The organism is Ancylobacter sp. TS-1 (genome assembly GCF_009223885.1).
Taxonomy (GTDB): Bacteria; Pseudomonadota; Alphaproteobacteria; order Rhizobiales; family Xanthobacteraceae; genus Ancylobacter.
The window spans coordinates 2083007-2101735 of record NZ_CP045144.1 but is presented as its reverse complement, the minus strand read 5'-3'; the positions used below and the strand labels follow the sequence as shown (position 1 = coordinate 2101735).

General features: G+C 65.1%; 14 protein-coding genes and 2 pseudogenes. 4 read left to right on the top strand and 12 right to left on the bottom strand.

Annotation, left to right across the window (positions count from 1 at the left end):
- Positions 1-40 precede the first annotated feature (40 nt).
- The 12 genes and pseudogenes from GBB76_RS09960 to GBB76_RS09905 form a co-directional block, all read right to left on the bottom strand.
- Complete coding sequence (locus tag GBB76_RS09960) at positions 41-1153, bottom strand: glycosyltransferase family 1 protein (protein WP_152303168.1); 1113 nt, start codon at positions 1151-1153, stop codon at positions 41-43.
- Positions 1150-2376 (bottom strand): glycosyltransferase, encoded by a 1227-nt coding sequence (locus GBB76_RS09955; protein WP_162375550.1) that lies wholly within the window; start codon positions 2374-2376, stop codon positions 1150-1152. The genes GBB76_RS09960 and GBB76_RS09955 overlap by 4 nt, the downstream gene beginning before the upstream one ends.
- Positions 2377-2398: 22 nt before the next feature.
- Positions 2399-3388 (bottom strand): SDR family NAD(P)-dependent oxidoreductase, encoded by a 990-nt coding sequence (locus GBB76_RS09950; protein ID WP_152303166.1) that lies wholly within the window; start codon positions 3386-3388, stop codon positions 2399-2401.
- Positions 3389-3439: 51 nt separating this feature from the next.
- Positions 3440-3949, bottom strand: a complete 510-nt coding sequence (locus GBB76_RS18745; protein WP_202911066.1) for an acyltransferase — start codon at positions 3947-3949, stop codon at positions 3440-3442.
- On the bottom strand, positions 3950-5314 hold the full coding sequence (locus GBB76_RS09940; RefSeq protein WP_162375548.1) for a lipopolysaccharide biosynthesis protein: 1365 nt from the start codon (positions 5312-5314) through the stop codon (positions 3950-3952). It lies immediately after the preceding gene.
- A 113-nt stretch (positions 5315-5427) separates the two neighbouring features.
- On the bottom strand, positions 5428-6513 hold the full coding sequence (locus GBB76_RS09935; protein WP_152303164.1) for a DegT/DnrJ/EryC1/StrS aminotransferase family protein: 1086 nt from the start codon (positions 6511-6513) through the stop codon (positions 5428-5430).
- Positions 6510-7094 (bottom strand): acyltransferase, encoded by a 585-nt coding sequence (locus tag GBB76_RS09930; RefSeq protein WP_152303163.1) that lies wholly within the window; start codon positions 7092-7094, stop codon positions 6510-6512. The genes GBB76_RS09935 and GBB76_RS09930 overlap by 4 nt, the downstream gene beginning before the upstream one ends.
- Entirely contained in the window at positions 7091-8041 is a 951-nt protein-coding gene (locus GBB76_RS09925; protein ID WP_152303162.1) for a Gfo/Idh/MocA family oxidoreductase, read from the bottom strand. Before GBB76_RS09925 ends, GBB76_RS09930 begins: the two co-directional genes overlap by 4 nt.
- A 13-nt stretch (positions 8042-8054) precedes the next feature.
- Positions 8055-8345, bottom strand: coding sequence for a UDP binding domain-containing protein (locus GBB76_RS09920; protein ID WP_152303161.1), 291 nt, complete (start codon positions 8343-8345; stop codon positions 8055-8057).
- Positions 8346-8411: 66 nt separating this feature from the next.
- A pseudogene (istB, locus tag GBB76_RS09915) lies at positions 8412-9020 on the bottom strand (IS21-like element helper ATPase IstB); the annotation flags it as partial.
- An 8-nt stretch (positions 9021-9028) separates the two neighbouring features.
- Positions 9029-9309, bottom strand: a pseudogene (locus GBB76_RS09910) (transposase); the annotation flags it as partial.
- 62 nt (positions 9310-9371) lie between these two features.
- Entirely contained in the window at positions 9372-11768 is a 2397-nt protein-coding gene (locus tag GBB76_RS09905; RefSeq protein WP_152303158.1) for a transketolase, read from the bottom strand.
- Between the two features lie 129 nt (positions 11769-11897).
- Here GBB76_RS09905 and GBB76_RS09900 point away from each other — a divergent pair, with 129 nt between their 5' ends.
- From GBB76_RS09900 to GBB76_RS09885, 4 genes are all read left to right on the top strand, one after another.
- Positions 11898-12368 carry an Lrp/AsnC family transcriptional regulator gene (locus tag GBB76_RS09900; protein WP_152303157.1) on the top strand — a complete coding sequence of 157 codons (471 nt, stop codon included), beginning with the start codon at positions 11898-11900 and terminating at the stop codon, positions 12366-12368.
- A gap of 478 nt (positions 12369-12846) precedes the next feature.
- Positions 12847-14436, top strand: a complete 1590-nt coding sequence (locus GBB76_RS09895; RefSeq protein ID WP_152303156.1) for a C1 family peptidase — start codon at positions 12847-12849, stop codon at positions 14434-14436.
- Position 14437: 1 nt separating this feature from the next.
- Positions 14438-14986, top strand: a complete 549-nt coding sequence (locus tag GBB76_RS09890; protein WP_162375546.1) for an OmpA family protein — start codon at positions 14438-14440, stop codon at positions 14984-14986.
- On the top strand, positions 14970-18722 hold the full coding sequence (locus tag GBB76_RS09885; protein ID WP_152303154.1) for a caspase family protein: 3753 nt from the start codon (positions 14970-14972) through the stop codon (positions 18720-18722). Before GBB76_RS09890 ends, GBB76_RS09885 begins: the two co-directional genes overlap by 17 nt.
- Positions 18723-18729 lie beyond the last annotated feature (7 nt).

Sequence of the window (18729 nt, the reverse complement as noted above, 5' to 3'; positions counted from 1 at the left end):
GGTCAAAGCCGTGGGGCGGATGAGGCGTGGGGGCTTGCGGTCACGCGGGATGCTCCCCGCTGTAGAGGGCTGCCAGCTTGCCGGCAAGCACGTCGGGCAGGAAGTGCGCGATCCGCGCCTTGCCTTGGTGGGCGAGGTCTTCGCCCAGCCGCCCGGTGTCGAGCAGGCGTTCGATAGCGCCCCGGATCGCCTCGGCGTCGTGCGGATCGAAATAGAGCGCCGCCTCTCCGGCGATCTCGCGGAACACCGCGATGTCGCTGATCGCCATCGGGCAGGCGGTGGCCATCGCTTCGAGCAGCGGGATGCCGAAGCCCTCGTAGAAGGAGGGGAACACCAGCGCCTCGGCTGATCTGTAGAGCGTAAGCAGGGCGTCATCGGATATGTCGCTGAGCAGCTCGACGCGGTCGCCGATGCCGCGGATGGCGATGTCTGCCTCGAGCGCGGATTTGGCGCCATTGTCTTTGCCCACGATCACCAGGCGCAGCCCGTCACGGCCCTTGCAGATCCCGTCAAAGGCTTCGACTAGGCGGAGGTAGTTCTTGCGGGCCTCGAAGTGACCGACCGCCAGGACAAAGGGCTCCTCGGCGTCGTGTCGCCGTGCCGCACGGTCCCGACCGGCGGAACGGTCGAGGAAAAGCGCAGGCATGCTGTTCTCTATCACGTAGATCCGGTCGACCGGGTAGTAGCCCGCAAGCTGTCGCGCCATACCTTGCGAAACGGTGACGACATCGTAGCCCAGGCGTTCGCTGAGCCAGAGCGACAGCCGGTAGGCCACGCGCGAAGCGACGCCCGTCGAGATCTCGAGGCGTCGAATGTCGTGCACTGTCAGGAGCCGCCGCCGTGCGCGCAGGAGTGACGGCGGTTGGGACAGGTCCTCGATGAGGTCGAAGCGGCGCACTACGGGTGCGGCGAGCGGCAGGAGCGCAAAAAACGCCCGCCTAAGCAAGCGATTGGCGCTGCGGAACGGCAGGCGGAGAATACGAAGGTTGCCGAGCGCGCGCATCTCCTCAGGCAGGCTGTAGTCAGCGCTCACGATCAGCGTGAAGGTCGCTTCGGGCATGGCGCGGAAAAGCCGCGGATAAAGCGATTCAAACCGGCTGCGCGCGCCGGAGGGGCGGTCGCCGAAGCTGCTGGCGTTGATGAGGGCCCTCATGGCGCAATCCCCAGCGCATCGTAGGCGGCGCGTTCGGTTCGGTAGGCGGCTTCGGGCGAGAGCATGTCGATGGCCAGTGCGCGGACCGCCGCGCCCATTGCCCGGGCGTGGTCGGGGTCATCGAGGAGGCGCGCGGCTCCTGCCGCCATCGCCGCGCTGTCGCGGGCGGGAACGAGCACGCCGGTCTCTCCGTCGAGGATGAGATCGCCCTGCCAGTCGAGGTCATAGGCGACGATCGGGCAGGCGGCATAGGCGGCCTCGGCCAGCGCCCGGCCGGTGAGCGGTGAGAGAACGACGGTGGCCGTGGGAAGAAGCGCGAACAGCTGGTCTTGCGCTAAGTTGCCAAGAAAGAGGGTACGGTTTGCGAGCCCAGCCTTTTCGCTGCGGGCTTCGAGCGCTGCGCGCATCGGCCCGTCGCCCACGAGCATGAGCCCGGCTTCGGAGCCGTCACCCGCGAGGGTTTCCAGGACGTCGAAGCAATCCTCGATGTGCTTGATCCTGTCAAGACGGCCTACGTGCAGCATCCAAGGGCGTTCGGCGAGACGAACTTCGAGCCCCGGCACCTGTGGTGGGGGTCGGTCTGCAGCCGGGATTAGGTGACGCGGGTCGATCATCGCACCGTAGCGCACGAGGTGGATCGCCCCGGGTTTCGCGCCGTTGGAGACGGCGAAATCGGCGTAGTCGGAGCTGGGTGCGATGACGACATCGGCGCGCGAGATCACCAGGTGTTCGAGCCGTTCCTCGACCCGGATCGAGCGGGTGAAGCGCGGTTGCATAGGTTCGCCGGTGGAGGCGCGGATCATCCGGTTGTTGGCCGGGATCCGCACTACGAACTTCGCCCCGGTGGCGCGCGCGACGCACAGGCCGATGAGGCCGCAGAGTAGTGGGTCACCGGCACGCACGGCATCGACCCCTTCTCGTTTCGCCAGCCGCACCAAGGTACGCCAGAAGCCGAAGAGGGCGAGGAATGCGTTGAGGGCGGACAGGCGCTTTAGCCCGGCGTAGCGCCCGAAGCGGCCGCGCACGAAGCTGTGGTGGGGGTCGATCTCTTCGACCACGGTGGGGCCGATCCGTGCCTCGGCCCCTGCTCCAGTACTGCGCATGTCAAGCGGGTGGGCCGAGATGACCCGATCCCAGTAGCCGTCGAGAAGGCGTATGTTCAAGACGTGGCTAAGATCACGCTCGCGGATCTCCGAGAGGGTGTAAGAGCTGTCGATGAACATCAGTCGGCGCATCGGTTTCGCTTCATCTGTCGAGCTTCAGGAAACCGGCGATGTCTGAGAGCGACGCTTCAAGCGTGCCCCAGAAATCGAGGTTGAAGTTGATACCGAGGTCAGTTCGCACCTTGGTATTGTCGATATCGAAATTCATGATGTCGCCGACCAAAGGCGGGCCGTGCTCGACTGAAATGTCGTTGCGGTTGGTGAATTTCAGCATATTGTTGGCAAGGTCGTTGATCGTGACCCGGATGCCGGACGCGGCATTGTAAGCTTGACCCTTGGCCGCGGGGGTGGTGGCGGCCCGTACGTTCACCTCGACTAGGTCCTTGACGTAGGTGAACGAGCGCACTTGCTCGCCGTGGCCGAAAACGACGGGGCTTTTGCCCTCGGCGATCTTGCGCATGAAAATCGACACCACGCCGCCAAACTCGTTCGATTCCTGGCGCGGTCCGTAGACGTGGAAGTAGCGCAGGATGGTGGTGTCCATGTCGTAGAGCTGGTGGAAGGTATCGACGTAGCGCTCGCCAGCAAGCTTCGACACGCCGTAGTAGGAGACAGGCCGGAATGGGTGGTTTTCGTCGGTGGGGAATACCGAAGGTTCGCCGTAGATCGAACCGGTCGAAGCGTGGACGAATTTGCGGGTGCCGTATTCCTTGGCCAGCATTAACAGGTTGAGCGGCCCGCCGGCGTTGATCTCGAGATCGCGCTGGGGGTCGTGCAGGCAAATGTTCTTCTTCGAGGCGGCGTTGTGGAACACCGTGTCGAGCCCGTCGAAGATCTCGTGCATCTTGTCGTCGGTGTCGGTGACGCTGCCCTTGACGAAGGTGTAATTGCGGTTGTCTTCGAAGATGCCTATATTAGCCTGTCGTCCGGCCGACATGTCGTCGAGAGCCACTACCTTTGCGCCGAGTGCGAGAAGCCCTTCGCAGATATGCGAGCCGATGAAGCCTGCGGCTCCGGTGACCAGCATCTTGCGGCCCTTGAGCATCTCGGGGCCGTTGTCGGAGTTCGTCACGTTCGTTCTCCTTGTTCTTCGTTCGTAAGTCGGACCCTGCTCGGCGCCCGATCAGAGGGTTTTCAGCACTCGCGCGGGCACACCGCCGATCACGACATGGCCTTCGGGGAAGGAGTGCTTCACCACCGCGCCCGCCGCAATCACCGTGCGCGGGCCTATCTCTACCCCGGCGAGGATGGTCACGTTCGACCCTATCCAGACGTCGTCGCCGATGGTGACCGGGCGGTGGAGCAGCGGTTGGTCCTTGATCGGGCGGGTCGTGTCGGTGAATTGGTGGTCGGTGGTGAGGATGTTGGCGAAATGGCCAATGGCGACATTGTTGCCGATGCTGAGCCCACCCTCGGCGCCAATGTAGCTCCAGTAGTGGAGCGAGACGTTGCTTCCGAACGTGAGGGTGTCGACCCCGGTGATCCGGACGGTGGGGTCGACGAAGAGCCCCGGGGCCTTGCGGCCCGTCGCGCCTTCGAGGGCGCGTTTGCGCAGGGCCCGCATCGGCCGCCCGTCGAACCGGGACGCGGCGAGGTAGGCACGGAACCAGAGCTTGCGGACCAGGGACTGCATTCAGCTTGCCTCGGTATGGGAATAAACCGGCGGGCGGCGGGAAATGGTGACATGGAGCACGCCCGCGTAGACCGCGCTAGCGGCGAGTAGGGCAAGCCCTGAACAGAGCAGAAAAAGCTCGAGCGATTGGTGGCGGGTGGCGACGAGGGTACCCGCGATGATCGCCAACTGGACGATGTTCCACCACAACAAGATCCCGGGGCGCTTCAGCGCCAGCGGCGCGGACCCGATGCAGGTAATGACGAAACGCGAAAGGAAGGTGGGCAGGAGGTAGAGGATGATGACCGCGGTCCGCGCCCAGCCGTCGCCGAAAACGAGGTCGACCAGCGGCCCCGCCACCAGCGCCAGCGCCGCGGCGATGGCGACGGCGATGGCGGCCGCCCCGGCGAGGGCGACGAGGTAGAGCCGCGCGGTCCCTGCTCCGTCGCGCACGGCGGCCGCGAACTTCTGGAAAAACACCGTCGAGATCGAGGCGGCCAGCACGTCGATGGGAATGAAGGTGATCCGGCTGGCGACGGCGTAGAGGCCGGTCTCGGCGACCCCGAAACTTGCGAGCACGAAGATCGGGTAGGCGATGAGGCTCGACAGGCGGACCAGCACATTGACCACGTCGATGCGGACATAGGTGGCATACTGCGCGAGCAAGCGGCGAGTGGTGGCGAGCGCATGGCGCGGGGTTTCGACGAGGGTCTGGAGGGTGCGGGCGCGGATCGGCCAGATCATCAGAGTGGAGATGACAAGCCCAAGGCTGAAGCCCGCCATCAGCGCCGAAGATGTGGCTGTAGTCAGCACGAAGACGAGGCCGAGTTGCGCGCCGATGGTGAGCACGGTGCGCGCGACTTGGGCGGCGGCGAGGCGTTTGTAGCGCCCGGCCTTGGCGCCGTACTCGCGCGCGAGCGACAGGATTCCGTTGGCCGCAGCAAGCCCGGCGATCAGGAGCGCATAACTCCAGTGCCAATTGGAGCCTTCGAAGCCGTAGCTGACCTGGGCGATCAGCATGCCGCCGAAGAATAGCGCGACGAGGAAAGTGAGCACAGTCATAGCCAGCGCCACAAGGACAGCGGCGGTCAGGAGCCCCTCTTCCTCGTCGGCGGGCGCGATCTGGTATAGCGTTTCGAGCCTGAGGAGCACGATGGCCCCGGCGAAGGTCGACACCGAGGTGATGACGCTGAACAGGCCGAAGTCCGCAGGGGTATAGAAATGGGTCAGCGCCGGATAGGCGAGAAGGTTCACCGCTTGCGCTGCGACCCCCGCGACGACCAGCGCTGAGACGCCACTGATGGCGAGGCGCCGAGCGAAAGCGGAGAGGACGCGGGCGCCCTTGGGGGTCGGTTGCGGCCAGGACTTGCGGCGCCGCGCGGTCATCTCTTCACCTCGTGCCGCGTACGGCATGCGCATGCCCGACGCGGCCCGAAGGAACCGGTCCGGCGGCGGGGCGGCGGTCGTGAGTCTCCGGATGGGCGGTCATCGCTGGTCGCTCAGGCCTGCACGGCGGCGTCGAAGGCCGCGACGATCTCGTCTTGGGTTTCGGCCGACATGTAAGGGTGCATCGGCAGGCTTATCACCTCTTCGGCCGCCTTGTCGGAATGGGGCAAATCCGCCGCGGGATCGGCCACAGCGGGCTGGCGGTTGAGCGGCAGCGGATAGTGCACGGCGGTAGGCACGCCGGCGTCCTTGAGCGCGGCCTGCACCGCGTTGCGGTTCCGTAACCGAATGGTGTATTGCGCCCAGGCGCTGGTGGCCTCGGGAGCGACGACCGGCGGGGAGAAACGCGCAAGAGCCGCAGTGTAGCGTACGGCGATGGCCTGGCGGGCGGCAATCTCGTCGTCGAGAATGGCGAGTTTCGGCAGCAAGATCGCGGCCTGCAGTGTGTCAAGGCGCGAGTTGATGCCGACGCGGGCGTGGTAGTAGTGCTTTTCTTGGCCGTGGCGGGCGACTTGGCGGATGGCCGTGGCGAGCTTAGGGTCGGAGGTGAAGACCGCGCCACCGTCACCATAGCACCCTAAGGGCTTCGAGGGGAAGAACGAGGTGGTGGCAATGGTGGTAAGGTTACAGGATTTTCGGCCCCGGTAGCTCGCGCCGAAGCTTTGCGCGGCGTCTTCGATCACCGCGAGGTCGTGGCGCGCGGCTATGGCGTTGATCGCGTCGTAGTCGGCGGGGTGGCCGTAGAGCGAGACCGGGAGAATTGCTTTTGTGCGCGGCGTGATCGCGGCTTCTAGCGACGCGGGATCGAGGTGGTAGCTCGCCGGGTCAATGTCGGCATAGACCACCTTCGCCCCTAGAACCGCGGCAGCTTCGGCGGTGGCGATATAGGTGAAGCCCGGGGTGATGACCTCGTCTCCGGGGCCGACGCCAAGTGCCATTAGCGCGATCTGCAACGCGTCGGTGCCGTTGGCGCAGGTGATGCAGAATTCGGCCCCGGTATAAGCGGCGAGGCGCTCTTCTAGCTCGCCTACCTCCGGTCCGAGGATGTATTGGCCATGGGCCAGTACCCGGGCGATGCCGGCCTCGATTTCGGTGCGCAGGCGGTCCTGCTGGGCGGCAAGGTCGATGAACGGAATCATGCGTTTACTTCTCTCGTCATGGCGCCGCCGGAGAGCCGGTAGCGGTCGCCGGTATGGGGGCAGGTGTAGACGCCCTCGCCATTGAGCGGCAGGTCGATCTGTTCGCCGTACGCGCTCATCCAGCCAATCTGGCGCGCAGGCACGCCGACCATCAGTGCAAAATCAGGCACGTCCTTGTTGACGACCGCGCCCGCGCCAATGAAGGCGAAAGCCCCAATGGTGGTGCCGCACACTACGGTGCTATTCGCCCCGAGGGTGGCGCCACGCTTCACAAGCGTATCGCGGTATTGGTCCTTGCGCGCGATCAGGGCGCGCGGGTTGTAGACATTGGTGAAGACCATGGATGGCCCGCAAAACACGCCCTCTTCCAACGTTACGTTGTCGTAGATCGAGACGTTGTTCTGCACTTTGCAGCGATTGCCTATCACGGCCTTGTTGCCGATGAATACATTCTGGCCCAGCGAGACCCCCTGTCCGATCCGCGCCCCGGCACAGACATGGACAAAATGCCAAACCCGGCTGTCGTCGCCGATCTGCGCGCCTTCATCGACAATAGCGCTGGGATGAATTTGCTTTGTCATGCCGAGACCTGTGCAACAAATGGGTGATTTTCGCCTGCCGCGCACAACTCGCAACGCCGCATCCCGGCGACGGTGTTTATCGCCTCGCGGTTGTCGTCGATACCGAAGCCGCGCCCGGCGAGGATCTCTTCATACGAACGCTGGTGCAGATCTGTGAACCCACCAGAGAATTCGAATTCCTCGCCGTCGATCAAGATCGAGCGATATGTGCGTTGTCCGGTTTCGCGGATCGCGGCCGGGACATCCTCGAGTTCTACCGACAGGAACCATCGGACCCGCGCGCGTTCGAATTCCAGATACCCGGCAGCACGCGTGTCGCCACGCAAGTGCACCCAAGACTCCTGAACTTTGCCGAACATGAAATGCAGCATGTCAAAGAAATGCACACCGATATTGGCGATGATGCCGCCCGACTTTTGCTCGACGCCCTTCCAGCTTTGCATGTACCAACGCCCGCGCGAAGTGACATAGGTCAGGTCCACCTCGTGCTTGGTATCGCGCTTTTCGGCTAGGACCTTTCCGCGCAGCGCGATGATCGCCGGATGCAGGCGCAGCTGCAGGATCGAGCTGACCCGACGTCCGGTCTCGCGCTCAATCTCGGCGATCGCGTCGAGATTCCACGGGTTCACCACCAGCGGCTTTTCGCAGATCACATCCGAGCCCGAGCGCAGTGCAAACCGGATGTGGCTGTCATGCAGGTAGTTCGGCGAACAGATGCTAGTGTAATCCACTGCCTCGGGCGATTGCTGGCGGCGCAGCTTGTCGATATGCCGGTCGAAACGCTCGAACTCGGTAAAGAAATAGGCATCGGGGAAGTGGCTGTCGATCACACCGACCGAGTCGAAAGGATCATACGCGGCAACCAGCCTGTTGCCGGTCGCCTTGATCGCGGCCATGTGGCGCGGCGCTATGTAGCCCGCAGCGCCGACGAGTGCGAAATTCTTCATTCAACTCATCCTCTCAAAGCCGCAAATCACGCTCGGAAACGGACAGAACGTATTTCAGGTCGTAGAGCACGCTGTCGGGCTTACCAAAGCGGCGAAGCTCCGCGGAGCCCATCTGCGCGAATTGCTGGTGTGCGACGGCCAAGATGACACCGTCGTAGGCGCCATCCTCGGGCTTTTCAATTGGCGTGATGCCGTATTCGTTCTGCGCCTCGGCGGCATCGACCCAGGGATCATGAACATCAACGGTGATACCGTAATCCTGCAATTCGGCGATGACATCGACGACGCGGGTGTTGCGTGTCAAACAGCATTGAAACGGGACCTTTGATCGGCGCGCAAAAGGGACCCCGGGAAGGAGCGTTGGCCGAGGTCAGATCCTGTTCTTGAAGCGCCAGCTCTGGTTGCCGGTCTCGATGATGTCGCAGTGATGGGTGAGGCGGTCGAGGAGAGCCGTGGTCATCTTGGCGTCGCCGAACACTGACGGCCATTCGCCGAAGGCGAGGTTGGTGGTGACGATGACCGAGGTCTGTTCGTAGAGCCGGCTGATGAGGTGGAACAGGAGCTGGCCGCCGGACTGAGCGATGGGCAGGTACCCGAGCTCATCGAGCACGATGAAGTCCATGCGGCCGAGATAGTCGGCCATGCGGCCCTGGCGCCCGGCGCGGGTTTCCGCTTCGAGCTTGTTGACGAGATCCACGACGTTGAAGAAGCGGCCGCGAGCACCGGCCCGGATACAGGCGCGGGCGATGGCGATGGCCAGATGGGTCTTGCCGGTCCCGGTGCCGCCGATCAGCACGGCGTTGCGCTGATGGGCGAGGAAGTTGCCGGAGGCGAGGTCGCGCACCAGGGTCTCGTTGATCGAGGTGTCGTCGAACACGAAGTCGTCGATGTCGCGGGCGAGCGGCAGCTTGGCAATGGTGATCTGGTACTTGATCGAGCGGGCCTGCTTCTCGCTGATCTCGGCATTAAGGAGGTCACCGTCGCGAACCGTGTCGCAGGCGAGATCAGTTTTTTCCCAGCAGATCCTTCAGCACCGCATTGTCGAGCATCTGCTCGGCCAAGAGCTTCTTCAGCCGCCGGTTCTCCTCCTCGAGGGTGCGAAGCCGTGCCGTCTCGGAGGCCGTCATGCCCCCATACTTCGCCTTCCACTTGTAGAGCGTGGCGTCCGAGATCCCGTGCTTGCGGCACACGTCGGCGGTCTTCATCCCCGCCTCGTGCTCCTTCAAAACCGAGATGATCTGCTCCTCGCTGAAACGGCTCCGCCGCATGGTCCTTCTCCTGATCGAAGGACCCAACTTATCCGTGGCAGGAACTCAGGGGAGCACGTCACTCAGCCGACCGCGCGCAGATGGCGGATCGGTCGGCCGGGCGCCATGGCCTGCGCCGCGCGGGCGATGCCCTGCGCGTCGATGCCGAAATGGCGGTAGAGATCAGCGAGCGTGCCGGTCTGGCCGAAATGCTCGACGCCGAGCGCGCGGGTGCGGTGGCCGCCGACCGAGCCGAGCCAGCCCAGCGTCGCCGGATGGCCGTCGACCACGGTGACGAGCGCGCATCCCGGCGGCACCGCGTCGAGAAGGGTCTCGACATGGGCGCGGGCGTCGAACTCGCCCGCCTCGCGGGTGCGCTGGGCGTCCGTCCAGCCGGCATGCAGCCGGTCGGCCGAGGTGACGGCGAGCAGGCCGACATCGCGGCGGTCCTCGGCGATCAGTCCGACCGCCTCGATCGCCTCGGGCGCCAGCGCGCCCGAATAGGCAACGACGACCTGCGCGTTCGGTCCCGGCCGGCGCAGCCAGTAGCCGCCCTGCACGATCTCCTGCGCCAGCGCCGCGTCGATGGTCCGGCGCGGCTGCTCGATGGTGCGGGTGGACAGGCGCAGATAGGCCGAGCCGCCATCCTCCGCCTGCGCGTGCTCGAAGGCGAAGCGCAGGATGACCGCGAGTTCGTCGACAAAGGCCGGCTCGAAGCTCGCCAGCCCGTCCTGCGCCATGCCGATCAAAGGCGTAGCGATGGACTGGTGCGCGCCGCCTTCGGGCGCCAGCGTCACCCCGGAAGGCGTGGCGGCGAGGATGAAGCGGGCGTCCTGGTAGCAGGCATAGTTCAGCGCATCGAGCCCGCGCTCGATGAAGGGATCGTACAGCGTGCCGATGGGCAGCAGCCGCTCGCCGAAGATGGAGTGCGACAGGCCAAGCGCCGAGAGCATGGTGAACAGGTTCATCTCGGCGATGCCGAGTTCCATATGCTGGCCGCTGGGGGCGAATTCCCAGTTATAGGTCGAGGGAATCCGCTCCTTCTTGAAGGTGTCGGCCAGTTCCTCGCGGGCGAACAGCTTGCGCCGGTTGACCCAGGCGCCGAGATTGGTCGAGACGGTCACGTCGGGCGAGGTGGTGACGACGCGGCGGGCGAACTCGTCGTCGCGCTTGCCGATCTCGTTCAGCAGCAGGCCGAAGCCCTGCTGGGTCGACATGGCGGGTTGCAGCGGCACGTCGAGCGCCGCCGGCACCGGGATGCGCGGGGCATCGAAACGGCGCGGGCCGCGCGCGATGAAGGGCACGGCCTTGAGAAAGCCTTCCAGCGTCGCCGTCGGCGTCGCCAGCCCCTCGAATTTGTCCCACTCGCGGCCCTGGCGCACGCCGTGGCGCGCCCGCAGGCTTTCCACCTGCGTCGGCGTCATCAGCCCGGCATGGTTGTCCTTGTGGCCGGCGAGCGGCAGGCCGAACCCCTTGATGGTGTAGGCGAGGAAGCAGACCGGGCGGTCATGGCCACGCGCCGCCTCGAAGGCGTCGACCAGCGAGGGCAGGTCGTGGCCGCCGAGATTGCCCATGAGGGCCGCCAGTTCCTCGTCGGTGCGGCGTTCGATAAGCGCCGTGACGGGGCCCTGATCGCCGATGTCGTCCATCAGCCGCTTGCGCCACGCCTTGCCGCCCTGGAAGGTGAGGGCCGAATAGAGCTGGTTGGGGCAGGTGTCGATCCAGTTCTTCAACGCCTGCCCGCCCGGCTCGGCGAAGGCGGCCTGCTGGAGGCAGCCATATTTCAGGATCACGACATCCCAGCCGAAGCTGCGGAAGATGGATTCGAACCGTTCCCACAGCCCCTCGCGCACCACGGCGTCGAGGCTCTGGCGGTTGTAGTCGACGATCCACCAGGTGTTGCGCAGGCCGTGCTTCCAGCCTTCCAGCAGCGCCTCGAAGATGTTGCCCTCGTCCATCTCGGCGTCGCCGACGAGGGCGACCATCTTGCCCTCCGGCCCGTGGCCGAGACCGGTTCCTGACATTCCCTTGGCGCGGAGATAATCCTGCACCAGCGAGGCGAACAGCGTCTGCGCGACGCCGAGGCCGACCGATCCGGTGGAGAAGTCGACGTCGTCGATGTCCTTGGTGCGGGAGGGATAGGACTGCGCGCCCTTGTAGCCGCGAAAATTCTCCAGCTTGGCGCGCGTCTGGTTGCCGAACAGGTACTGGATGGCGTGGAAGATCGGGCTCGCATGCGGCTTCACCGCCACCCGGTCCTCGGGGCGCAGCGCCTTGAGGTAGAGCGCCGTCATGATCGTCGCCATGGAGGCGGAGGAGGCCTGGTGCCCGCCCACCTTCAGCCCGTCGGCGTTCGGCCGCACATGGTTGGCGTTGTGGATGGTCCATGTGGCGAGCCAGAGGATCTTGCGCTCCAGATCTTCCAGAATGGCGATGTCGTCGGCACGGCTTTCGGCGGTCTTTTCGGCGATGCTGGCCATGGTCGGCACTCCGGGCTTGCCCATTGCGGAAGCCTAGACACGCTCACGGAGCGTTTGGAGCTATTCTTGATCGCATGGCGGGCGTAGATTGGCTGGTCCAGCCAAATTAGTGTGACAAAGCGGTGTTTCATGCCAGAAGCGAAAATCGACGAGATCGACCGCAAGATCCTCGCCGCGCTCCAGCAGGACGCGCACATGACGATGGAGCGCCTCGCCGAACTTGTCGGCCTGTCGCCCTCGCCCTGCGCCCGGCGGGTACGCAACCTGGAGGCGGCCGGCGTCATCCGGCGCTATGTCGCGGTGGTGGATCAGGAGAAGGTCGGCCTGCCGGTCAGCGTCTTCGCCTCGATCAAGCTAGAGCGTCAGCGCGAGGACGAGCTCGACCGCTTCGCCCGCGCCATCGCGCGCTGGCCGGAGATCGTCGAATGCTACCTGATGACCGGGCAGCGCGACTATCTGCTGCGCATCGTGGTGAAGGACCTGCCGGCCTATGAAGCCTTCCTCAAGCGCACGCTGACCCGGCTGGAAGGCGTCGCCTCCATCGAATCGAGCTTCGCGCTGAGCCAGGTGAAGCACGCGCAGGCGCTTCCCATTGATTAGCCGCCGATGCCTCTGCGGAAGGCGAAGGCGTCGGGAGGCCGGGCGCGCTTCGCCGTGCCGCGAGGGCGTGTCGACCGTGATGAACATCACCACGGCCCCGCGCACCCCTTTGGCACGCTGTGCTTGCACGGTTTCGAGGAGATGTTTGAATGTGCACAGGCTACTGTCGTTGAAAGCGACAGGCGGCCATAGCGCTCATGAGGAACCTTCTACCACGCCCTGCGGCATAAGCCTTGGCCTCAATTAGCCGCCTTCGGGGCATTGGCGGCGAGGGTGTCAGGGTGAGAGGTTTGAGTAATCGAGTTTATTACTGCTACACATATATGAAGAGTGAAGCTGTTTCGGGATGCTGTAAATTAAAATCGAACAAATATAAGTATCAATTGTTGATTGTAATTGAATAAATTTAGGTAAAATGCACGGGCGTAAAATATATCAATTCCGGTAAATATTGTTTGACATAAGTGGTTGTGCTAAAATGTCGAAATTTTTCACATATATAAATATCAAGAAAATACATTTAAGTTTTATATTTTCCATTCTTGCCTCGGCGGGCGGGGCGTGGGCAAATGAAGAAGATACGCAGGATGTGATATATTCGACCGGCGCCGTCATGGCGGATGAAAGAGTTACAAGCTCTTTCTCGCAGGCGGTGAAGTTCCGGAATTTTCTGCCACCCGCCGTTGATCTTTCGGCGCGCCTCCCCTCACCGGGAAATCAGGGTAGGCAGGGTTCCTGCGTAGGTTGGGCGGTGGGATACGCGGCGCGCTCCTATTATGTCGGCCTTGCTGAGGGCCGGCGCCTGACCGACCCGGTGAACATTCCCAGTCCAGCCCACATCTATGGCCGGGCGCTGAAGCGTGAGGGCACCACGGACTGCGACACCGGCATGCGGATATTCGAGGCGCTCGATGACCTGCGGAGAGGTTCCCTGTCGCTGTCGCAGCTGCCCTATGACGAGCGCGCCTGTCCTCATCCCCGGGCAAGCGCCGAACAGTCTCCGCTGGACTTCAAGATCGACAGCTGGAAATTCATTCCGAAAAGCCAGCTGGATACTATCAAGGGGGAACTGAGCGACGGGCATCCGCTGGTGTTCGACATGGCGTTGGCCCTCAGCTTCCACAAATATCGGCGCGGTGGAGTCTATCGTCGGGGCGCGGAATCCGCCGACACCGGCCGACATGCCATGGTCATCATCGGCTACGATGAAGCCCGCCAGGCTTTCCGCATACAGAACTCCTGGGGGGAAGGGTGGGGCGATCGCGGGCGCGGCTGGCTCAGCTATGACACGTTCCGGGAGGATGTCGGCGGGGTCTATTCCATGCGTCCGATGCCGCTGGTGACGCCTCCTCGCATTACGCCTCCTCCTGTTACGCCGCCTCCCGGGCCCGCGCCCGCCCCTCCGCCGGTCCCGGTCGCGCAGGATATCACCGGCGAAGTGGGGGTGACGTGCGCGAAGCTCGAACTTTCCTCGACGGGCGACCGGCGCACCGTGCGCGGCTTCGTTGGCTCGCCGGAGGATCTGGAGAAGGTCAGGACGAGCAAGGTTGCGCAGGGCGCCACGATCGAGGTGGCGGTACGCAAATGGCCGCAGTGCGAGGTGCTGCTGACGCTCGATCCGTGGCTGGTCGGGGGTGGCGAGCTTGCGGTCTCGATCGCGGAGGGCGCGCCGGAGCGGCGGGCCGGCGAGGCCATGCCGATCAAAGTCGTTACGCCGGCATGGCCGAGCTACGTCAACGTCGCCTACATCCAGGCCGATGGCTCCGTCCTGCATCTGGTGCAGACCGATCCCGCCAATCTCCGCACGCTTTCTCCCCGCCGCGACCTCGCCTTCGGCGATGGTGCGGAAGGTCGTTCGACCTTCCGGGCCTCGGCGCCGTTCGGTGCGGAGATGGCGGTGGTGATCGCCAGTTCCTCGCCGCTGTTCGCCGATGCTCGGCCGCGCAAGGAGACCGAGCGTGATTTCCTTACCGCACTCCGCCGCGCGCTGCTTTGGCGGCCCGATCCCGATGCGCCGGCGCGGCGGATCGTTGCCGGCGTCGCAGCCGTCACTACCAGGGAGAAGTGAGATGTCGGGTGCCGCCAGCCGCCGCGTCGGGTTCCTCGTCCTCTGCGGACTGATCGCCGCCAGCGTGGCGCCCACCGCTTCCGCGCAAAGCGCGAACCCATCCGCCGACGACATCGTCGAGGCACTCGTGCCGAGCGGGCCGCGCGGTCTCGGCATGCGCTCGCTGCGCGGGATCGAGGAGACGCCCGGCACCGAGACCGGACCGCCCTCGATCGACCTCTACATCAACTTCAAACTGAATTCGGCCGAGCTGGAGCCGGAGGCGCTGCGCACGCTCAGGGTGCTCGGACAGGCGTTGCAGTCGCCGAAGCTGAAAGAGTCGCGAATCCTGATCGTCGGCCATACCGATGCCAAGGGTTCGGCGACGTACAATCAGGAACTCTCGGTCAGACGTGCCAATGCCGTGCGGAGCGTCCTTGTCGGTGCCTTCGACATCGAGGCGGACAGGCTCACCGCTGAGGGCAAGGGAGCGACCCAGCTCAAGGATTCCGCCAACCCCGAAGACGGGATCAATCGGCGCGTGGAGATCCGCAATGTCGGAGCGAACTGACCGCCGGGGTAAGCGAGCCCTGCGTCTTTCCGCGGCACTGGCCGCCGCGTTCCTCGCCCTCATGCCGCCGACGGCGGCGTGGTCGATCGAGACCGGCGATTGGCCGGTCATCCGTGCGCGGCTGAAGGCTCTCGGATATGCGCCGGAGGGCGAGCGGATCGGTCAGACCCGCCGGGCCCTCCACAGTTTTCTGGCCGCCGAGGGACTACCCGAGCTTCTCAGCGACTCGCGCGATCCCACTGTGCTCCTCTCGCTTATGGCTGCTGCGGCGGACACGTCCCGCGCCCGGCCGGAGCTTTACGTTCCCTATGGCTTCGGCGAAGAGCCGGGATTGGTGCGAATTTCGCGCGATGGCCGGTTTGCAGCGGTCGCCAGCAATCGGATCAGCAACGACACCTCGGTAACGATGTTCGATCTTCAGACAGGCATCGAGGTCGCCGTTCTCGCAAATGTCGGCACGCCTTTCGATCTGGTGCCCGGCCGCACGGAGATCGCCCACGCGGTCTTTCCCTCCATTCACGTCGTAAATGTCGCCAGCGGCCACAATCGGGTGAGCGTGGACATGTTGAGCCGGACCGGCTCCGGCTATGTCAGCAGCCTTGCGCCATTTCCGGACGGCCAGACCGTCGCCGCCGTCGTCGACGACAAGCGCAGTGGCGAGTATCTGGTCGGTGTGGTCGGACTTGCCGAACCGGCAAAGTGGCGCCTGCTGCATCGGGTCAAGTATGAGAGGGCGCTGGGGCATTCACGGGTCGCCGTCTCGCCGTCCGGCCGCATCATCGCCTTTTCCGGCGCCGACCAGCTCATGCTTTTCGACGTGAGGACCGGCAAGACAATCGTCAAGACCGCGCTCGATGCCGGAGACGCCAGCCCCTCCGATGAACTGCAGTTCACGCCAGACGAGCGCACGCTCGCCTTTGCGGTCGGCGAGGGGCCGCGCGTGGTCGGGGGTGTCGATATCCGCGCGGCGCAGGTCATCTGGCGAAAAAACGTCTCTGCGGGGCAGCTCATCGAGGACGCGGCCGGCCGGCCGCTGATCCTGACGCCGGAGGCCATCGACCCGGCGACCGGGCAGCCGCCCGTTGCCGGCGGTCCCATGGCCGGCCTGATCGATGCCGACATAGTGGCGCACGGTCCGGGTGTGGCGCTGCTCTCGCGCCACGATGGCCTCTCTGTCGTCGAGCCGTTTACCGGCCGCTCGCAGGCACTCGCCAATCACTCGAACCGTATCACTGCCGCCTTCCACGACGCCGCAGGGAAGCGCCTCCTCGTCGCCGATGGAGGCGACATGCGCGCGGTCGACCTCGCTACCGGCGCGATCACCCATGTCGGCGGCTTCGCGAGCCTTGGCGGTGCCGCCCTCGCCGCAAACTCGGCGCGTTTCCTCGACGCCGGGCGTCTCCTCGTCACCGGCCCTAAGCGGGTGGGACTGGTCGACCTCGCCTCCTGGCGGTTGCTGTGGGACGTGGAGTTCAACACGGCGCCGGACGACATGTTGCTGCGGCTGACAGAGCTGCGCGTCGTCGGCGACGAGTTGCGCGTGCTTCACTGGCCGATGTTTGGTCCCTGGCGCCTCGCGTTTGCGACCTTCGATCTTTCCAGCGGCCGGCGGACCGCCTCCTGGAACCGGGTCTATGATTTCGCCGGGCCGGTCGCCTTTCCGCTGCAGACGGCCGCCTTTGCGTCCGACGAGAGGATACTGGCCGTGGACGCCGACAAGAGGGCGCATCTGGTTGCCGTCTCCGACGGCAGCGTGGTTGCCGCTTTCCGTCCGCAGGTCCGGCCGGAGGACGTCAACCCAGGCGACGTCAAGAACACCGCGCAGTACCGGGAGTGGTTCGACGCCTCCGGCTACATGCTGGTTCCGCAGCCCATGGCATCCTCCGGCGACGTCCGACTCGTTGCGGGCGACCAGCGGGGCTATGGGCGCTCGCTCGCGCTCACCGTCGATTCTCGCAGTGGCGCAGTCAGGGCGCGCCGCTCCCGCCTGGAGGCTCTGGCGGATGAGCCGGTCGCGACCTCCGATGGCATCGTCCATCTCGCGGGCGCGCGCAGCGGTTTTGCCTTCGACAGCCGGCAGCGCGTCATCGTCCGAGTTCTCCCGCCCCTTACCTCGACGGCCCTGCTCGTGGCCGAGGACGAGACCCTCGATCGCGTGGCGGTGGTGTCGAGCGGCGGCGGCGTGCAACTGTCCGTGCGGTCGAGCGGTCAGGTTCTGGGGACCGTGTTCCTCGCCCGCGACAATCTCGCGCTCTCGATGACAGCAGAAGGGTTTTTCACCGGCTCCGAGGCGCTCTGGCGATCGGTCGGGCTGCGCAACCGCGATCAGCTGAGGGTGCTGAGCCCGACGCGGCTGATCGACCTGCTGCGTCCCGACCTGGTGCGCGAGAAATTCCTGGGCGACCCGAGGGGCGCCGTAGCCAGGGCGAACGCGGCATTCGACTTCGCACTGCTGATGCGCATGGATGCCGCCCCGCTCGTCGCCATCGCTCAAGCGACGCGGTCCAGCCCGCGCAGCTTGAAAGTGGCGGCGACGATTACCGATGGCGGCCTGGGTATTGGACGGGTCGAATGGCGCGTCGACGGGGTGCTCGTGGGGCGCGACGAGATCCGCGAGCCAGTGGCTGAAATCCGCGTTGAACGCGAGGTTCCCGTCGGGCGGCAGAGCCGGAACGTCACCGTCGCCGCCTATGACCGTTCAACGACGCTGGCCTCAGTCGAGGCGAGCGTTCCGGTACCCAGGAGCGTCGATCGCTCTGATGCCCGCCCGCGCCTTTTTGCAATCGCCGTAGGTGTCAACGATTACGCCGACGCTCGCCTGCGGCTGAGATTCGCTGCCATCGATGCGCAGGCCGTGTCCTCCGGCCTGTTGCGCGGCGGCAGCGGGCTCTATTCGGACGTGGTGGTCAGGCTGGTGCTCGACAAGGATGCCACCGCGCGGCGTATAGGCGAGGCCTTCGCGGATGTCGCGGGAGTGATCGCGCCGGAAGATACCTTCATCCTCTTCGTCGCCGGGCACGGCATTACCCGGGAGGGGCGCTACTACTTCATCCCCGCCGATTTCCGCTTCGGCAGCGAGAATAGCCTCGATGAGCAGGGGATCGGGCGCGGTCACTGGGAGCAGTGGCTTTCCACCATTCCCGCCACCCATTCGCTGATGCTGTTCGACACCTGCGAAAGCGGAACCATGACCAGGGACGCTTCGGCCGTGCTGGAGCAGGCCGGTGCCGCGCGGCAGCTTGCGCTGGCGGCGGGTCGCGCGGTGCTCACCGCCTCGACCGACGACGCTCCGGCCGGCGAGGGACTGGAAGGGCACGGCATCTTCACCCATACGCTTCTGCAGGCATTCGACAAAGCGGACGGTGACCGTGACCAGGTGGTCAAGCTGAGCGAGTTGGCCGGCTATGTCGACCGCAATCTGCCTGCCGCCAGCGAGCGGGCCTTCGGGTTCAGGCAGGTGCCGCAGATATCGCTCGCGGGGCAGAATTTCGCCGTGATCAACCAGATTGCCGGGGCAGGGTTCGGTCCGGCGCTCACGCGCGACGCCCGCCCGACGCATGTCGTCATCGCCGAGGCCGAGGCGACGGCGGCCCCGGGCGCCGGCGCACGGGGCGCCCGCCTGAAACCCGGCACGACGGTCCGGTTGATTTCCGTGATCAACGGATGGGCGCTCGTCGCGCGCGGGGGAGCCGATGTCGGCTACGTCGCCGAAGCCACTCTGCGTCCCTTCAAGTGAACCCAGG

Coding starts and splice junctions, on each gene's coding strand:
- GBB76_RS09955 (WP_162375550.1), bottom strand. CDS start 2,376: ATGTTCATCGACAGCTCTTACACCCTCTCGGAGATCCGCGAGCGTGAT.
- GBB76_RS09895 (WP_152303156.1), top strand. CDS start 12,847: ATGTCGAAATTTTTCACATATATAAATATCAAGAAAATACATTTAAGT.
- GBB76_RS09925 (WP_152303162.1), bottom strand. CDS start 8,041: ATGAAGAATTTCGCACTCGTCGGCGCTGCGGGCTACATAGCGCCGCGC.
- GBB76_RS09935 (WP_152303164.1), bottom strand. CDS start 6,513: ATGATTCCGTTCATCGACCTTGCCGCCCAGCAGGACCGCCTGCGCACC.
- GBB76_RS09930 (WP_152303163.1), bottom strand. CDS start 7,094: ATGACAAAGCAAATTCATCCCAGCGCTATTGTCGATGAAGGCGCGCAG.
- GBB76_RS09940 (WP_162375548.1), bottom strand. CDS start 5,314: ATGACCGCGCGGCGCCGCAAGTCCTGGCCGCAACCGACCCCCAAGGGC.
- GBB76_RS09890 (WP_162375546.1), top strand. CDS start 14,438: ATGTCGGGTGCCGCCAGCCGCCGCGTCGGGTTCCTCGTCCTCTGCGGA.
- GBB76_RS09905 (WP_152303158.1), bottom strand. CDS start 11,768: ATGGCCAGCATCGCCGAAAAGACCGCCGAAAGCCGTGCCGACGACATC.
- GBB76_RS09960 (WP_152303168.1), bottom strand. CDS start 1,153: ATGAGGGCCCTCATCAACGCCAGCAGCTTCGGCGACCGCCCCTCCGGC.
- GBB76_RS09900 (WP_152303157.1), top strand. CDS start 11,898: ATGCCAGAAGCGAAAATCGACGAGATCGACCGCAAGATCCTCGCCGCG.
- GBB76_RS09885 (WP_152303154.1), top strand. CDS start 14,970: ATGTCGGAGCGAACTGACCGCCGGGGTAAGCGAGCCCTGCGTCTTTCC.
- GBB76_RS18745 (WP_202911066.1), bottom strand. CDS start 3,949: ATGCAGTCCCTGGTCCGCAAGCTCTGGTTCCGTGCCTACCTCGCCGCG.